This is a genomic window from Mesorhizobium sp. M0145 (assembly GCF_040322355.1).
Taxonomy (GTDB): domain Bacteria; phylum Pseudomonadota; class Alphaproteobacteria; order Rhizobiales; family Rhizobiaceae; genus Mesorhizobium.
Window position 1 is genome coordinate 17,856 of the sequence record NZ_JAMYTK010000005.1, and the last position, 15,610, is coordinate 33,465.

Genomic DNA, 15,610 nt, shown 5'->3' on the forward strand with positions numbered 1-15,610 from the left:
CCTTGCCAGAACGCTTCTGACCCTGGCGGAGACCGTAGGCACAAATGGTTTACGAACGGTTCACCATGTTCGTTAACTGGCTTGCGAGCGCGATATGCAACGCCTATCAACCCTGAAGCAGCGGAGGAGATCGACCATGGCCGGGCTTTATCTTGAGGAGTTCGCTGTCGGCCAAGTGTTCACGCACACGCTGCGCAAAACCGTGACCGAAAGCGACAACATGTTGTTTTCGGTGATGACGTTGAACCCGCAGCCGCTGCACATCGACTTCGACTTCGCGGCGAAGAGCGAATGGGGCAAGCCGCTGGTCAATTCGCTGTTCACGCTTGGCCTGATGATCGGCATCTCGGTCAATGACATCACCGTCGGCACCACCATCGCCAATCTCGGCATGAAGGAGACAGTGTTTCCGCACCCCGTCTTCCATGGCGACACCATTCGCGTCGAGACCACGGTGGTTTCGGTGCGCGATTCCAGGTCGAAACCGGACCGCGGTATCGTCGAGTTCGAGCACCGCGCCTATAACCAGAACGATGTGCTGGTTGCCAAATGCACGAGGCAAGCCATGATGATGAAAAAGGCATAGCCGATGCGTTCTCTGCTCTTCGTTCCCGGCGATTCGGAAAAGAAGCTGGAGAAGGGCTTTGGCGTAGGCGCCGACGTGGTCATCGTCGACCTCGAGGATTCGATTGCTGCGCAGAACAAAGGTCTGGCGCGCGACACAGCGGCGCGTTTTATCGCCGAGCACAGGCACCGGACCAGCTCCGCGATCTATGTGCGCGTCAATGACCTTTCGACCGGACTGACCGACGACGATCTGGCGGCGCTCGTGCCAGCAAAACCAGACGGCATCATGCTGCCTAAGTCGAACAGCGGACTGGATGTCCAGCATCTCTCGGCCAAGCTCAGGGTGCACGAAGCCGAAAGCGGCCTGCCGGATGGAGGGATAAGGATCCTGCCGATCATCACAGAAACGGCCGCAGGCGTCTTGGCCGCAGCGACCTACGCCCGTGCAAGCGCGCGGCTTGTCGGCGTCACCTGGGGGGCGGAAGATTTGTCGGCGGCGATCGGCGCGCGCGCGACGCGCGACGGGAATGGCCGCTACACGGATGTGTTCCGCTTCGCCCGCACCATGACCATGCTTGCCGCAAGTGCCGCGGAAGTCGCGGCAATCGACACCGTGTTTCCGGATTTTCGCGACATGGCCGGCTTCGAGGCCGAATGCGCCGAGGCCGAGCGCGACGGTTTCACCGGCAAGATGGCGATCCATCCGGCGCAGGTGCCGGTCATCAACGCCGCCTTCACACCTTCGGCGCAAGCGGTGAAAAGCGCCCTGGCGATCGTCGAGGCGTTCGAGGCGGCAGGAAATCCCGGCGTCGTTGGCATGGATGGCAAGATGTACGACCGGCCGCATCTCAAGCTCGCAGAGCGGCTCCTGGCACGAGCCAAGGCATCGGAGCTTGATCCTTAGGGGTCTGTTCCGCGCCGAAATTATCCCACCCACGGCCCTGAATAGTCGGCATAGAGCTTTGCCGGATCGGGCCGCGGTCGTTCCGGCGCTGGCCCCTGGTAGGAGCCGATATGGACGAAGCCGACGACCCGCTCATGCGGCGCCAGGCCGAGGATCGCCCTGCCCTCGGGCACGTCGGAATACCAGTTGCTGATCATGTTGGTGCCGTAGCCCAGCGCATTGGCGGCAAGCATCAGGTTCATCGCCGCCATGCCGCCGGACAGGAACATCTCCCATTGCGGGATCTTTGGATTTTCCCTGGGGATAGAAATCACGCCGATGACCAGCGGCGCCCGCGAAAAGCGCGCCAATTCCTGGTTGCGCCGGCCTTCCGGCAGCGGCCCTTCGCGCTGTTCGGCAAGTTCTGCCAGCTTCTTGCCGATCTCGATGCGGGCCTCGCCGCGATAGAGGATGAAACGCCAAGGCTCCAGCCGGCCATGGTCCGGCACCCGCGAGGCGGCGGCGATCATCGTCGCGATCTCCGCATCGCCCGGTGCCGGTTCTTTCAAATCCGGGATCGGCGCGGAATTTCGGGTCAGCAGAAGATCGATGATCGGCGACGCCATGGGCGCAAGTCTCCTGGAATTTGAGCTGAAGCGCACCATCGGGACATCGGGCGGCTTGGGCATTGGCGCGGCGCGCCGGACAAAGAGCCCTGTAGCAGAAGCCGACCGGACTCTTAAGCCTTGAAATTGCCACCGCCTTGGGCTTCAACGCAAGGCATGTTTGAGGGGACATTGCGTCTTTTCCTGATATGGCTCGCTGCCGCACTGTTGATGGTGCCGGTTTCGCTTGCCGTCGCCCAGGATGTGGACGGCCTCGGCGAGCTGAAGCTTCCCGGAATTTCGGGCTATGCGCCTCCGAAAAGCGAGACATCGCTGGCATTGGGCAACAGCGGGGCGATCACGCTGTCAGCGCAATTGACCGACAAGGGCGCCGACATCACGCGCGGCATCGTCTGGCGCGTCTTCAAACCCGAATCGGCCAGCGACGGCAAGCTGCCGATGGTCGCCTCCGCTCATGGCGGCACCGCCATATTCCAGCTCGAGCCGGGTTCGTATCTGGTCCACGCCTCCTACGGGCGGGCCGGCGCCACCAAGCGCATCACCGTCGGCAAGGAAGCCAAGCGCGAGAGCCTCGTGCTCGATGCCGGTGGCCTCAAGCTCGATGCCGTGCTGTCCGGCGGGGTACGCATACCGCCGAAGAAGCTGCGCTTCTCGATCTATGAGAGCCACGCCGCGGCCGATGGCGATCGCGCCCTCATCATACCCGATGTCGAGCCGAACAGCGTCGTGCGGCTCAATGCCGGCACCTACCACGTCGTGTCGACCTATGGCGCGGTGAACGCGGTCATCCGCTCCGACATCCGCGTCGAGGCCGGCAAGCTCACCGAAGCGACGGTCGAGCACCGTGCCGCCGAGATGACCATGAAGCTGGTGCGCGAACCAGGCGGCGAGGCTATCGCCGACACCTCCTGGTCGTTGCTCAATGAATCCGGCGATCCGATCAAGGAAACCGTCGGCGCCTTTGCCTCGATGGTGCTGGCCGAGGGCGACTACACCATCATCGCCAAGAACCGCGACCGCATCTACCAGAAGGATTTTACGGTGGTGGCTGGGCACAACCAGGACATCGAGGTTCTGGCCACCGAGGCTTCGGCCATCGATTCCGAGGAAGGCGCCGACTGAGGCGCGCCCCTCTAAGCTGCCTTGCGCATGCGTCGCGCCAGCGCGTTGCCGACGCGCGCGTCGATCGATTTGCCAGATAGGCGCGCGGCGTGACAGGCATATAAAATATAAAAAATGGCGGTGGATCGCTCCACCGCCATTCGTTGCTGGTCGACTGGTTCAGGCCGCGCGGCGCTTGCGGTCGGGTGTCACCGCCTCGTCGGCAAGCAGCTTCACGGCGGCTGCGAGGCCGAGCGATTCCTGGTCGCGCGACCCGAGACGACGGATATTGACCGTTTCTTCCTCGGCCTCGCGCTTGCCACAGACCAGTATGACCGGGACCTTGGCCAGCGAATGCTCGCGGACCTTGTAGTTGATCTTCTCGTTGCGCAGGTCGGCCTCGGCGATCAGCCCGGCCGCCTTCAGCTGCGCGACGACCTTTCGCGCGTAATCGTCGGCATCGGAAGTGATCGTCGCCACCACCACCTGCAGCGGCGCGAACCAGAGCGGGAAATGGCCGGAATAATTCTCGATCAGGATGCCGAGAAAACGCTCCATCGAGCCGCAGATGGCGCGATGCACCATCACCGGCTGCTTCTTTTCCGAATCCGAGCCGATGTAGAAGGCGCCGAACCGTTCCGGCAGGTTGAAATCAACCTGCGTGGTGCCGCATTGCCAGTCGCGGCCGATGGCGTCCTTCAGCACATATTCGAACTTCGGCCCGTAGAACGTGCCCTCGCCCGGATTGACGCCCGTCTTGATCCGGTTGCCCGACCGCGCCGCGATCTTGTCGAGCACGTCCTGCAGCACGCCCTCAGCATGATCCCACATCGCGTCGGTGCCGACCCGTTTTTCGGGGCGGGTCGCCAGCTTGACGGTGATTTCGTCGAAGCCGAAATCGGCATAGGTCGAGAGGATCAGATCGTTGATCTTGATGCACTCGTCGGCGAGCTGTTCCTCGGTGCAGAAGATGTGCGCATCGTCCTGGGTAAAGCCGCGCACGCGCATCAGCCCGTGCAGCGCGCCGGACGGCTCATAGCGATGCACATTGCCGAATTCCGCAAGTTTTACCGGCAGATCGCGGTAGGATTTCAGCCCGTGCTTGAAGATTTGGACGTGACCGGGGCAGTTCATCGGCTTCAGCGCAAACACCCGGTCGTCGTCGGTGTCGTCGCCAGCAACCGTCACCTTGAACATGTTGTCCCGGTACCAGCCCCAATGGCCTGACGTCTCCCACAGGCTCTTGTCGAGCACCTGCGGCGCGTTGACCTCCTGATAGCCCTGCTCGTCGAGGCGGCGACGCATGTAATTGACCAGGTTCTGGAACATCCTCCAGCCCTTGGCGTGCCAGAACACGACCCCGGGGCCCTCCTCCTGGAAGTGGAACAGGTCCATCTCACGGCCGAGCTTCCTGTGGTCGCGCTTCTCGGCCTCCTCCAGCATCGTCTGATACGCTTCGAGCTGCGCCTGGTCGGCCCAGGCCGTGCCGTAGATGCGGGTCAGCATCGGGTTGTTGCTGTCGCCGCGCCAATAGGCGCCGGCGACCTTCATCAGCTTGAAGGCGTTGCCGATCTGGCCAGTCGCGGCCATATGCGGGCCGCGGCAAAGATCGAACCAGTCGCCCTGTGCATAGATCTTGAGATCCTGATCCTCGGAGATGGCGTCGATCAGCTCGAGCTTGTAGCGCTCGCCCTTGTCGGCGAAGATCCTTTTCGCCTTCTCACGCGACCACACCTCTTTGGTGAACGGCTTGTTGCGCGCGATGATCTCGCGCATCTTCTTCTCGATCACCGGGAAATCGTCGGGCGTGAACGGCTCGTTGCGGGCAAAATCGTAGTAGAATCCGTTTTCGATCACCGGCCCGATGGTCACCTGCGTTCCCGGCCAAAGTTCCTGCACGGCTTCGGCCAGCACATGGGCTGCATCGTGGCGGATGAGCTCCAGCGCACGCGGGTCCTCGCGGGTGATGATCTCGACTTTGCCCGATCTGCCGATCGGGTCGGAAAGATCGCGCACTGTGCCGTCGATCGAATAGGCAACGGCCTTCTTGGCCAGCGACTTCGAGATCGATTCCGCCAGGCCGGCGCCGGTCATCGCCGCGTCGTAATCGCGAACGGAACCATCGGGAAATGTCAGGGAAACGGAATTCAGCATAAGATTCTCCTATCCAGTCCCGCAAACGAGCGCGGGTGGTGAAAATGCATGTCGCCCAAAAGTGCGCAGCGGTTTTGGGGTAACGACATGCATCAGGCAAAAGCCGGATGCGTCCGGCGGCGAGCGGTCTTTTATGGGCAGTTTTCGGCGCCGTAAAGCCGGATGTAGGTCACCTGAGGAGATTCGGCAGATCTTTCAGGAACATCGCCCGCGTCTTGAGCCCCTTTGGCGTGTCGGAACGTTTCGTATCGACTGCCAGGCGGGCAAAGACGATCTTGCGAGCATCGGTCTGCGCCCAGCCGACAAACCAGCCAAGCGAGCGCTTGTCGGCGCTGTCGCCGAGCCTGGTCGTTCCAGTCTTGCCCTGCACCGTCCAGCCGCCTGCCCGGAAGGTCGGGACAATCGCGCTGGTCATCGCATGGGCCTTGTCCGAGACCGGCAGTTTCCGCGCCAGCAGCTTGCGCAGGAAATCGACCTGCTCGACCGGAGATATCTTGAGCGAAGAATTCACCCAGGAATGGGTGAGGCCGTCATTCTTGCCGGCAGTGCCGGAGACTTCGGTGTTACCATAGTCCAATCTGGACACATAGCCGGCAAACTGTTTGCTGCCGAGCCGGCGCGTAATCTCGCGTGAGAACCAAAGGACCGAATCCCTTTCCCAGATCGTCGGGTCGACGGTCTTGCGGTCCCGTTTCGGGGCATTGAACTCTGCCTTGTACTCCCAGGTTGGCGTATGCTCGTCGCTCAGGATTCCAGCATCATAGCCGATCAGCGCCAGCGGAACCTTGAATGTCGAGGCGGGGCTGAAGCGTTGATCGCAGGTCCCTTGGCGATACAGCGTCTCGCCGCTTGCGGCGTCGACGATCAGCGTGCATTCGACGTCCCCGAGCGGCGCCGATTGCGTACGGATCGGAAAACCCATCAGCCACGCCAGGACATAGAGAACCACGGCGAAAACGAAGGGAAGACGATCTATCCGGCGCATTTGGTAATCTCTCCTGAAGGGTGTCAGGAGCGGCTTAGCGAGGTGTCTTGTCTCGATTTTGTCTCAAATGCGCTGTGTCAGCGCAAGCTGCGGTTAACCCTACCAGAGCGTAGAAAGCGATCCCTTTGTGCACCGCACAGTTGCGGTCAACTGTCCAGCTCGCCACGTTTTTTCCCGATCCGCCAGTACCGCCATGGCGTGAACCAGAGGTAGCGATCAGCCAGTGCCTCAGGCACCCGGTCGATGCCGTGCGTGCCGAACGGTCCGCAGCGCAGCACCCGGAAAAACCCCATCCAGCCGCCGGCCCACAGCCCGTGGCGGGCGATCGCTTCGTGCGCGTATTCGGAACAGGTCGGCAGATGCCGGCAGGAATTGCCGACGAAGCCGGACAGCGTCAGCTGGTAGAGTCGGACAAGCGACGTGCCGAAGACGCGGCCCGGCGTCTTGCGCCACGGGCCGGGCCAATTGCGTCCTTGTCGAATCGGTCTGGCGCCGTGCGCTTGCCGATGTTGGCCGACCACCGCAGTCTCCACATCGCGTTTCCCTACGCGATAGATGTGCGCATCGGGCCAGGAACGCAATGCCGTTCCGGCAATCCCATCATGGCCTGGTACGGCGAACCGGGTAGCGGTCGGGCGTCGGCCTTCGACATACGGCGACGCTGGTCGGCGGCCTCTCCTCGCACCAATCCCTATGCGGTTTCTCGTCGTACCACTGAAACGTCGCGATCCGCAGGACATCGCCCAGAACGTTGAGAAACTGGATCATGGCGGCACTCCTTGAGCACCGATTAGAGCGCCGCTGGCCTTGCTCTTCAAACGAGTATAACGTCCACGTCAGATAACTCTGAGTTATGCGAATGAAGCGCGGACACCTCCCCCTGACGGCTCTCAGAAGCTTCGAAGCAGCCGGTCGTCACCTGAGCTTCAGCCGTGCGGCCGAGGAGCTTTATGTTTCGCAGGCGGCGATCAGCCGACAGATCCGCGAGCTCGAAACCTTCCTGCGCCAACCTTTGTTCTTCCGCCATCATCGCCGCGTCGAGTTGACCGACACCGGCCGGCGGCTGCACGACCAGTTGGTCAGAAGTTTCGAGGGCATCGACAGGCTGCTTTCGGAATTGACGGCGGCCCCGACGCAGTCCTGGTACGTGTCAGCGTCGAGCCATCGCTCGCATCCGTATGGCTGGTGCCGCGGCTCAACCGGTTTCGCGAGTTGCGACCCGACATCGACGTTTCCCTTGAGGTCGACCCGAGGTTGATAGAGTTTCGCAGCGATCAGCCCGAACTTGCCCTACGTTTCAGTGCGCACGCCACCTCATGGCCACGCAGCGAAGCCGAACAGCTTGCCGCGGTCGTCGATTCCCCAGTTCTGTCGCCGGCACTTCTTGCATCCGGCCCAGCTCTGGAAAAGCCGATCGACCTTGGTCGCTATACATTGCTGCACGAAGAAAACCGTCAGGCTTGGGCGCGCTGGTTCGAAGCGGCGGGCGTGACGGCTGATGCCGTGCCTGCGCGCGGCCCGATGCTGGCCGATGCTTCGCTTTCGAAGCAGGCAGCCTTGCTTGGACATGGTGTCGCGCTGGGCGATCTTTTGCAGATCGGCGAAGAACTTGCGTCCGGCGCGCTGATCAAGCCTTTCGACATCGACGTCGCGTCGGGCGCCTATTGGCTAGTGGCCAGAAGGCTGAATGACCTTTCCGAGCCGGCCAGGGCTTTTGCCGACTGGGTCCGGGCGGAATTCGCCGAAAGCCGGCGTTTTCTCGCCAAGGTTTAGGCCGCCTCTTCCGCCCGCTTCTTTTCGATCTGGCCGATCGCGTCGACCACTGCGTCGAAGGTCAGCATGGTCGAGGCGTGGCGCGCCTTATAGTCGCGCACCGGCTCCAGGTATTTCAGGTCGGCGAAGCGGCCTTCGGGCGGCGGGCCATTTTCCTTCAGCATCTTCAGCATCGTCTCGCGCACGCTGCGCAATTCTTCTGCACTGGCGCCGACGACGTGCTGCGCCATGATCGAAGACGACGCCTGGCCAAGCGCACAGGCTTTCACGTCATGCGCGAAATCGCTGACGACGCCGTCATCCATCTTCAGATCGACGGTCACCGTCGAGCCACACAGTTTGGAATGTGCTCGTGCGGTTGCGTCGGGCCGGTCGAGCCGGCCGATCCGTGCGATATTTCCGGCAAAACCCAGAATTTTCGCATTGTAGACATCGTCGATCATATTTTTCCAATCCGTCGCCGCCCAGCGAACAGCGATTGCCGCTCTGGCGTCTTCCTTTCGCTCGGCACGAACATATATAATGGCGGTAGTCGGGTATCGACAAGGCGACCACAAACCTCGTCATGCCCAAATCTGTTCACGCCACTTACGGGCTGGAAACCGGGCGAGTTTCTAACACCCGAAAGGTCGTGGTCCGTTCAACTCGTTCCTCCTAAGAGAGGAACTACGGGAGACGCCTTTATGGACGCCGTTATCAAGAAACTCATGCCGCAGTCGGCCTATATGGAAAAGCCGGTCACCGACCGGCCAAGCGAGGCCGAAGTCGAAGCCGCGGTGCGCACCTTGCTGCGCTGGACCGGCGACAACCCTGACCGCGAGGGTCTGATCGACACGCCGAAGCGCGTCACTAAGGCGTTCCGCGAAATGTTCAACGGCTACGACATGTGTCCGGCCGAGGAACTCGGCCGCACCTTCGAGGAAGTCGCCGGCTACGATGACCTCGTGATCGTCAAGGACATCACGTTCCACTCGCATTGCGAGCACCACATGGTGCCGATCATCGGCAAGGCGCATGTCGGCTATCTGCCGGACGGCAAGGTCGTCGGCCTGTCCAAGATCGCCCGCGTCGTCGACATCTTCGCCCATCGTCTGCAGACCCAGGAAGCGATGACGGCGCAGATTGCCGGGGTCATCCAGGACGTGCTCAATCCGCGTGGCGTCGCCGTCATGCTCGAGGCCGAGCATATGTGCATGGCCATGCGCGGTATCCGCAAACAGGGCTCCACCACGCTGACCTCGACCTTCACCGGCGTCTTCAAGGATACACCCGAAGAGCAGGTCCGCTTCGTCACCATGGTGCGCGGCGGCGGAACTGATCAGACCCGCCCCACCTTAGTTAAATAAGGACCGGCGAATGTCGGCATTGGAGTTCCCGAAAGCTCCCTCAGACAAGAAGGCGCTTGAGGAAGGCACGGTCCTTTCGCCGCGCTTCGATGCCGGCGGCCTCGTCACCGCCGTCGTCACCGATGCCAAAGACGGCATGCTGCTGATGGTCGCGCACATGAATGCCGAGGCACTGGCGCTGACGCTCGAGACCGGCATCGCGCACTACTGGTCGCGTTCGCGCAACGCGCTGTGGAAGAAGGGCGAAACCTCGGGCAATGTCCAGGAGGTTGTCGAGATGCTCACGGATTGTGACCAGGACGCGATATGGTTGCGCGTCAAAGTGCTGGGTCACCAAGCAACTTGTCACACCGGCCGACGTTCATGCTTTTATCGGACGGTGGGGCTGAGCGATGGCAAAGGGACGCTTGCCAGCGACGGCAGCAAGCCGCTGTTCGATGCGGAAAAAACGTATCGAAAGCCCAATACACCATCAATATGAACCATTCGCAGCACTTCAGCCACGTATATTCATGATTTCGATACGGCCCGCCTATAGGATGACCGTGGGACAAGGGAGATTGTGATGCTCGACTGGGCGTCATTGCGCAACAGACCTGACGTTCGGGAGGCCAATGGCCTCTCCTCGGCCGCGGGCGCATCCGAAACCAAATCTCCGGGCAAAACTGGGATTTCGCTGGCATTGGGTGGCGGCTGTGCGCGCGGCTGGGCGCATATCGGCGTGCTGCGCGCGCTTGACGAAGCCGGCATCGAAGTGTCGATGATCGCCGGAACATCGATCGGCGCGCTGGTCGGCGGCTGCTATGTTGCCGGCAAACTCGACGAATTGGAAGAATTCGCGCGCAGCCTGACCAGGCGGCGCATTTTTGGCCTTCTCGACCTCAATCTACGCGGCAGCGGCCTGTTCGGTGGCATGAAGCTCGATGCGCGGCTGCGCGAGCACATAGCCGGCATCCGCTTCGAGGACCTGCCAAAACCATTCGTCTGCGTCGCTTCGGAAATCCGCACCGGCCATGAGATCTGGCTGTCGAGCGGCTCGTTGAGCACCGCAATGCGCGCCTCCTACGCGCTGCCCGGCGTGTTCGAGCCGGTCGCCTGCAATGGGCGTGTGCTGGTTGACGGCGCACTGGTCAATCCGGTGCCGGTCTCGGTCTGCCGTGCCTACGAGCAGCCGCTCGTAGTTGCGGTGAACCTTCACTACGATCTGTTCGGCCGCGCCGCGGTGATCAAGCACAATGCCGGCGAGCTGGTCATCGAGAAAGACGCGCCGAGGGCCGGCCACGCCGATCCCGAACGCCAGTCGCGCGAGACGCGGCTCGGCATTACCGGCGTCATGGTCGAGGCCTTCAACATCATCCAGGACCGCATTTCGCGCGCCAGGCTGGCCGGCGACCCGCCGGACATATCGCTGCAGCCGAAGCTCAGCCATATCGGCCTGACCGAATTCCACCGCGCCGACGAAGCGATCCGTATCGGCTACCAGGCAACGATGGCGCAGATCGGCGACCTGACCCGGCTGCAGACCGTCCTCGCTTAGGCAGGGCGGCAGCGAGCTCTCAGGCAAGCGCCGCGTCGACGATACGAAATTGCACCGTGCGGTTGCCGTTCCAGTGGTTGCCCGACAGCGAGCCGGCGACATGCACCGGCTTACCCCTGTTCTTGAACAGGAATTCGCCAAGAGCCGTGTCGACGGCGCGAAAGGCGATCGCCTGGATGCGGCCGCCGCTTTCCGACTGCAGGTCGGCGCGGATGTGGTTGCTGCCGACCGCCCGCGCATCGACAAGCCGGTGGCGCGGCAGCGCGAACACCGGCGCAACATGCCCGGCGCCGAACGGCCCTGCCTTCTCAAGCGCATCGAGCAGCGCAAGCGTCGCGCCCTCGGCGGCAAGCGCGCCGTCGATCGCCAGGCTCTCCTCGCCTTGCAGGCGGAACACATCCACCGCCGCGCGCTCTTCGAAGAAAGCCCTGAGTTCGCCGAGCTTCGCCCGCTCGACAGTGATGCCGGCCGCCATTCCGTGGCCGCCGCCCTTGACGATCAGTCCGGCATCGGCAGCCTCGCGTACCAACCGGCCGAGGTCGAAGCCAGACACTGAACGGCCTGAACCGGTACCGACACCATTGGCGTTGAAGGCGATGGCAAAGGCCGGCCGTCTTGCATGGTCCTTGAGCCGCGAGGCAAGCAGGCCGACAATGCCCGGGTGCCAGTTGCTGCTGGCTGTGACCACGATGGCCGGACCATTGCCGCCGGCAAGCTCGGCGTCGGCCTCTGAGCGCGCCGCGGCCAGCATCTCCTGCTCCATCGACTGCCGCTCCTGGTTGAGCCGATCCAGCGTCTCGGCGATGGTGCGGGCTTCGACCGGGTCGTCGGTTGCAAGCAGGCGGCTGCCAAGTGCTGCGTCGCCGATGCGCCCGCCGGCGTTGATACGCGGACCGATCAGAAAGGCCAGATGGAAAGTGTTGATCGGCTCGCCGATACGCGAGACCCGCGCCAGTGCCGCCAGCCCTTCGTTCCTCTGCTGCCGCGCAACCTGCAGCCCCTTGACAACGAAGGCGCGGTTGATGCCGGTGAGCGGCACCACGTCGCAGACGGTGCCAAGCGCCACCAGATCGAGCAGGCCAAGCAGGTCCGGCGGTGCGGCATCCGGCAGGCGGCCGCGCAGGATCTTCGCGGTCTGCACCAGGCAAAGGAAGACGACACCGGCCGCACAAAGATGGCCTTGTCCGGAAAGGTCGTCCTCGCGATTGGGGTTGACGACCGCAGCCGCCGCCGGCAACGGCCCGCCGACCTGATGGTGATCGAGCACCGCGACGTCGGCGCCGGCGGCCTTCGCCGCGTCGATGGAAGCAGCACTATTGGTGCCGCAATCGACGGTGACGATCAGCGTCGCGCCGCGCGAAACGAGTTCGCGCATCGCTTCCGGATTGGGGCCGTAACCCTCGAAGATGCGGTCCGGTATGTAGATCTCCGACGGCACCGAGAAATGTGCGAGAAAGCGCTTGAGCAGCGCCGATGAGGCGGCGCCGTCGACATCGTAGTCGCCAAAGATCGCCACCTTTTCCCTGGCCATCACCGCCTGGGCGATGCGAGAGGCGGCCTTGTCCATGTCGGTCAGCGATGCCGGGTCGGGCAGCAGGTTGCGGATGGTCGGATCCAGAAACCGCTCGGTCTGCTCGGCGGTGACGCCACGCCCGGCCAGCACGCGTGCCACGATGTCAGGCACGCCATACCCTTGCGCGATGGCGAGCGCGGCCATGTCCTGCCGCTCGGTCAGCCGGTGTTCCCAGGAAACGCCGGTGGCCGACTGCCTGACATCGAGGAAAAAGCGTCTTTCCCCCGTCACGTGACGCGCCGTCTGCAATTTGTCATTGCGCACAGTATGCAACGGCTAACTGAGTCGAAATCAAAACTTTTCCAGATCCTGGTGCCTGGCCTTGATTTCGCGCACGGTCCGCGATGACGATCGCAGGACGATCGTGTGCGTGGTGATGAAATTGCGGCCGAACTTGACGCCGGCCAGCATATTGCCGTCGGTGACGCCGGTCGCGGCAAACAGCACGTCGCCGCGTGCCATGTCTTGCGTGTGGTAGATCCGTTTAGGGTCGGAGATGCCCATCTTGGCGGCGCGCGCCAGCTTTTCCGGCGTATCGAGGATCAACTTGCCCTGCATCTGGCCACCGGTGCAGCGCAAGGCGGCAGCTGCGAGCACGCCTTCCGGCGCGCCGCCGGTGCCGAGATAGATGTCGATGCCGGTCTCGTCCGGGTCGGTGGTATGGATGACCCCGGCGACATCACCATCGCCGATCAGACGAATTGCGGCTCCGGTCGCCCGCACGGCTTCGATCAAGGCGCCATGGCGCGGCCGGTCGAGAATACAGGCGGTGATCTCCGCCACCGGCACGCCCTTGGCCCTGGCCAAGGCTGGCGATGTTTTCGGCCGGCGAGGCATCGATGTCGATGATGCCGTCGGCATAGCCCGGGCCGATCGCGATCTTGTCCATATAGACGTCCGGCGCGAACAAAAGGTTGCCTTTTTCGGCAATGGCGATAACGGCCAATGCGTTGGGCAGGTTCTTGGCGCAGATCGTCGTGCCTTCGAGCGGATCGAGCGCTATGTCGACAGCCGGGCCTTTGCCGGTACCGACCTCCTCGCCGATATAGAGCATCGGCGCCTCGTCGCGCTCGCCCTCGCCGATCACCACCGTGCCGTTGATGGCAAGACGGTTGAGCTCCTGCCGCATGGCATCGACCGCGACCTGGTCGGCGGCTTTCTCGTCGCCACGTCCGCGCAATCTGGCGGCCGCGACCGCGGCGCGTTCGGTGACGCGCACCAATTCCATGGTCAGTATCCGGTCGAGGCCGGCGACAATGTTCTGGGCCACATTCATCGATGGACAATCCTCGTTGGCACTTTGTTTTTATTATGCATGTCGTTGTCCCAAAACCGCTGCACACTTTTGGGCGACATGCATTAGCCTCCCGCCAGAGACGCGCTTCTTGTGTCAAAGCCCCGTGACAACAGCAAGACCTGCGCTGGGCCTTTTTGAAAGCGCAGCAATATCAATCGATTAAACGCAAAATGTGAGACTGCTATCCGGCCCGCTCGATGCGGATGACTTGCGGCTTGTCGGTCAGAAGGCTGTCCCTGGTGATGCCGTCGACGGCCTTGCGCACCGCCGCCTCGGTCGTCTCGTGGGTCACCAGGATGACGGTCTTCTGTGCCTCGGTTTCCGGCCCGGCGGCATGCTGGACGATCGATTCCAGCGAAATGTCGTTGTCGGCCATGCGCTTGGCTATTGCCGCGAAGACGCCGAGGCGGTCGTGTACGGTCAGCCGGATGAAATAACCGCCGGCATGGCTGCGCATCTGCGCTTTCTTATAAGGCTTCAATTCCTTCGCCGGCCGGCCGAAGACCGGACCATGCTGGAAGCCAGGCCGGCTCTTGGCGATGTCGGCAATGTCGCCGATCACCGCCGACGCGGTGGCGTTGCCGCCGGCGCCAGGGCCGGAAAGCAGCAATTCGCCGAGGATGTCAGTTTCGATCGCCACCGCATTGGTGACGCCGTGCACCTGCGCGATGACCGAGGCCGTCGGCACCATGGTCGGGTGCACGCGCTGCTCGATGCCGCTTTCGGTGCGTTGGGCGACGCCAAGCAGCTTGATCCGGTAGCCGAGATCGCTGGCCGCGCGGATGTCCGCCTGGCTGATGTTGGAGATGCCTTCCATGTAGATATCGTTGGCGGCGATCCTCGTGCCGAAGGCAAGGCTGGTCAGGATCGACAGCTTGTGCGCGGTGTCGTGACCCTCGATGTCGAAGGTCGGGTCGGCTTCGGCATAGCCCAGCCGTTGCGCATCCTTCAGGCAGGCATCGAAAGACAGGCCCTCGGCTTCCATGCGCGTCAGAATGTAGTTGCAGGTACCGTTGAGGATGCCGAAAACGCGGGTCACCGAATTGCCGGCCATCGCCTCGCGCATTGTCTTGATAACCGGAATGCCGCCGGCCACCGCCGCCTCGTAGTTGAGCAGCACGCCTTTCCTCTCGGCGATCTCGGCCAATGCCACCCCGTGTTTGGCAAGCAACGCCTTGTTTGCGGTGACGACATGTCGGCCGGCCTCGAGCGCCGCTTTGACGGACGAACGTGATGGGCCTTCGTCGCCGCCGATCAGCTCGACGAACACGTCGATCTCGGCGGTCTGCGCCATCTTGACGGCGTCGTCGAACCACTGTGCTGTGCCAAGATCAACGCCGCGGTCGCGTTTGGGATCGCGGGCGGAAACCGCCGACACGACGATGTCGCGTCCGCACTGCCGCGTCAGTTCAGCCGCCTTGTCGCGCAGCACGCGGGCCACCGACGCACCGACGGTGCCGAGGCCGGCAATTCCAACACGCAACGCTTCAGTCATCCGAGAGTCTGTCCGCCAGCTAGAATTGATTTTCGACCGCAACCAGATAGTCGTCGTTTTCATCAGGCTTCCGGGTCACGGTGACTATAGTCCCGGGCTGAAACTCCCACACTTCCGAGGCTGGTATGGGCTGGTCCAAGATGAGGTATGTGGTCGGACTAATTTGTTTTGCTTGTACGGGCCGCCAAACGGAAACCGACTCATCGATTAGCCTGACATAAACGACGGCCTGGACGTTCATGCTGGCAGGGTCGGTCATGGCTGTGACTGAAC

Annotated in this window: 14 protein-coding genes and 2 pseudogenes; 7 read left to right on the top strand and 9 right to left on the bottom strand. The window is 62.6% G+C overall.

Annotated elements, in window-relative coordinates; translation table 11 throughout:
• The first annotated feature begins 94 nt into the window (after positions 1 to 94).
• Together NKJ28_RS10705 and NKJ28_RS10710 are read left to right on the top strand one after the other, a co-directional pair.
• Positions 95 to 586, top strand: a complete 492-nt coding sequence (locus NKJ28_RS10705; protein WP_502897363.1) for a MaoC family dehydratase — start codon at positions 95 to 97, stop codon at positions 584 to 586.
• 3 nt (positions 587 to 589) lie between these two features.
• A complete protein-coding gene (locus NKJ28_RS10710) occupies positions 590 to 1,471 on the top strand; it encodes an HpcH/HpaI aldolase/citrate lyase family protein (protein WP_352635456.1) in 882 nt (293 codons plus the stop codon).
• 20 nt (positions 1,472 to 1,491) lie between these two features.
• Here the strand turns inward: NKJ28_RS10710 and NKJ28_RS10715 are convergent, their stop codons facing one another.
• Positions 1,492 to 2,076, bottom strand: coding sequence for a nitroreductase family protein (locus tag NKJ28_RS10715; RefSeq protein ID WP_352568828.1), 585 nt, complete (start codon positions 2,074 to 2,076; stop codon positions 1,492 to 1,494).
• Positions 2,077 to 2,232: 156 nt separating this feature from the next.
• On the opposite strand from NKJ28_RS10715, the gene NKJ28_RS10720 reads away from it, so the two are divergent.
• Positions 2,233 to 3,198 (top strand): RgsD C-terminal domain-containing protein, encoded by a 966-nt coding sequence (locus tag NKJ28_RS10720; RefSeq protein WP_352635458.1) that lies wholly within the window; start codon positions 2,233 to 2,235, stop codon positions 3,196 to 3,198.
• A gap of 159 nt (positions 3,199 to 3,357) precedes the next feature.
• On the opposite strand, the gene thrS is transcribed toward NKJ28_RS10720, so the two are convergent.
• The 4 genes from thrS to NKJ28_RS10740 form a co-directional block, all read right to left on the bottom strand.
• Complete coding sequence (thrS, locus tag NKJ28_RS10725) at positions 3,358 to 5,331, bottom strand: threonine--tRNA ligase (RefSeq protein ID WP_352635460.1); 1,974 nt, start codon at positions 5,329 to 5,331, stop codon at positions 3,358 to 3,360.
• 169 nt (positions 5,332 to 5,500) lie between these two features.
• Positions 5,501 to 6,316 carry a class D beta-lactamase gene (gene blaOXA, locus NKJ28_RS10730; protein ID WP_352635462.1) on the bottom strand — a complete coding sequence of 272 codons (816 nt, stop codon included), beginning with the start codon at positions 6,314 to 6,316 and terminating at the stop codon, positions 5,501 to 5,503.
• Positions 6,317 to 6,462: 146 nt separating this feature from the next.
• Positions 6,463 to 6,837 (bottom strand): membrane protein insertion efficiency factor YidD, encoded by a 375-nt coding sequence (gene yidD / locus NKJ28_RS10735; RefSeq protein ID WP_352635673.1) that lies wholly within the window; start codon positions 6,835 to 6,837, stop codon positions 6,463 to 6,465.
• Positions 6,838 to 6,916: 79 nt separating this feature from the next.
• Positions 6,917 to 7,084: a hypothetical protein gene (locus NKJ28_RS10740; protein ID WP_352635464.1), complete on the bottom strand. Its 168-nt coding sequence runs from the start codon at positions 7,082 to 7,084 to the stop codon at positions 6,917 to 6,919.
• A 91-nt stretch (positions 7,085 to 7,175) separates the two neighbouring features.
• Between NKJ28_RS10740 and NKJ28_RS10745 the strand changes: the two are divergent.
• Positions 7,176 to 8,089: pseudogene (locus tag NKJ28_RS10745) on the top strand (LysR substrate-binding domain-containing protein).
• Here the strand turns inward: NKJ28_RS10745 and NKJ28_RS10750 are convergent.
• Positions 8,086 to 8,532 carry an iron-sulfur cluster assembly scaffold protein gene (locus tag NKJ28_RS10750; protein WP_023678879.1) on the bottom strand — a complete coding sequence of 149 codons (447 nt, stop codon included), beginning with the start codon at positions 8,530 to 8,532 and terminating at the stop codon, positions 8,086 to 8,088. The pseudogene NKJ28_RS10745 and the gene NKJ28_RS10750 overlap by 4 nt on opposite strands.
• Before the next feature lie 240 nt (positions 8,533 to 8,772).
• Between NKJ28_RS10750 and folE the strand changes: the two genes are divergently transcribed.
• From folE to NKJ28_RS10765, 3 genes are all read left to right on the top strand, one after another.
• Entirely contained in the window at positions 8,773 to 9,435 is a 663-nt protein-coding gene (gene folE / locus NKJ28_RS10755; RefSeq protein ID WP_023678880.1) for a GTP cyclohydrolase I FolE, read from the top strand.
• A 10-nt stretch (positions 9,436 to 9,445) separates the two neighbouring features.
• Positions 9,446 to 9,916 carry a phosphoribosyl-AMP cyclohydrolase gene (gene hisI / locus NKJ28_RS10760; RefSeq protein ID WP_352635466.1) on the top strand — a complete coding sequence of 157 codons (471 nt, stop codon included), beginning with the start codon at positions 9,446 to 9,448 and terminating at the stop codon, positions 9,914 to 9,916.
• Between the two features lie 84 nt (positions 9,917 to 10,000).
• Positions 10,001 to 10,972: a patatin family protein gene (locus NKJ28_RS10765; RefSeq protein WP_023678882.1), complete on the top strand. Its 972-nt coding sequence runs from the start codon at positions 10,001 to 10,003 to the stop codon at positions 10,970 to 10,972.
• 19 nt (positions 10,973 to 10,991) lie between these two features.
• On the opposite strand, the gene recJ is transcribed toward NKJ28_RS10765, so the two are convergent.
• From recJ to NKJ28_RS10780, 3 genes and pseudogenes are all read right to left on the bottom strand, one after another.
• Positions 10,992 to 12,776, bottom strand: coding sequence for a single-stranded-DNA-specific exonuclease RecJ (gene recJ / locus NKJ28_RS10770; RefSeq protein ID WP_352635468.1), 1,785 nt, complete (start codon positions 12,774 to 12,776; stop codon positions 10,992 to 10,994).
• A 60-nt stretch (positions 12,777 to 12,836) separates the two neighbouring features.
• Positions 12,837 to 13,821: pseudogene (gene glpX, locus NKJ28_RS10775) on the bottom strand (class II fructose-bisphosphatase).
• 202 nt (positions 13,822 to 14,023) lie between these two features.
• Complete coding sequence (locus NKJ28_RS10780; protein WP_352635470.1) at positions 14,024 to 15,337, bottom strand: homoserine dehydrogenase; 1,314 nt, start codon at positions 15,335 to 15,337, stop codon at positions 14,024 to 14,026.
• Positions 15,338 to 15,610 lie beyond the last annotated feature (273 nt).

Excerpts from the sequence above, each read along its gene's own strand:
- NKJ28_RS10720 (WP_352635458.1), top strand. The coding sequence starts at position 2,233 with ATGTTTGAGGGGACATTGCGTCTTTTCCTGATATGGCTCGCTGCCGCA.
- NKJ28_RS10705 (WP_502897363.1), top strand. The coding sequence starts at position 95 with ATGCAACGCCTATCAACCCTGAAGCAGCGGAGGAGATCGACCATGGCC.
- NKJ28_RS10750 (WP_023678879.1), bottom strand. The coding sequence starts at position 8,532 with ATGATCGACGATGTCTACAATGCGAAAATTCTGGGTTTTGCCGGAAAT.
- NKJ28_RS10780 (WP_352635470.1), bottom strand. The coding sequence starts at position 15,337 with ATGACTGAAGCGTTGCGTGTTGGAATTGCCGGCCTCGGCACCGTCGGT.
- folE (WP_023678880.1), top strand. The coding sequence starts at position 8,773 with ATGGACGCCGTTATCAAGAAACTCATGCCGCAGTCGGCCTATATGGAA.
- NKJ28_RS10710 (WP_352635456.1), top strand. The coding sequence starts at position 590 with ATGCGTTCTCTGCTCTTCGTTCCCGGCGATTCGGAAAAGAAGCTGGAG.
- thrS (WP_352635460.1), bottom strand. The coding sequence starts at position 5,331 with ATGCTGAATTCCGTTTCCCTGACATTTCCCGATGGTTCCGTTCGCGAT.
- NKJ28_RS10715 (WP_352568828.1), bottom strand. The coding sequence starts at position 2,076 with ATGGCGTCGCCGATCATCGATCTTCTGCTGACCCGAAATTCCGCGCCG.
- hisI (WP_352635466.1), top strand. The coding sequence starts at position 9,446 with ATGTCGGCATTGGAGTTCCCGAAAGCTCCCTCAGACAAGAAGGCGCTT.
- NKJ28_RS10765 (WP_023678882.1), top strand. The coding sequence starts at position 10,001 with ATGCTCGACTGGGCGTCATTGCGCAACAGACCTGACGTTCGGGAGGCC.
- NKJ28_RS10740 (WP_352635464.1), bottom strand. The coding sequence starts at position 7,084 with ATGATCCAGTTTCTCAACGTTCTGGGCGATGTCCTGCGGATCGCGACG.
- blaOXA (WP_352635462.1), bottom strand. The coding sequence starts at position 6,316 with ATGCGCCGGATAGATCGTCTTCCCTTCGTTTTCGCCGTGGTTCTCTAT.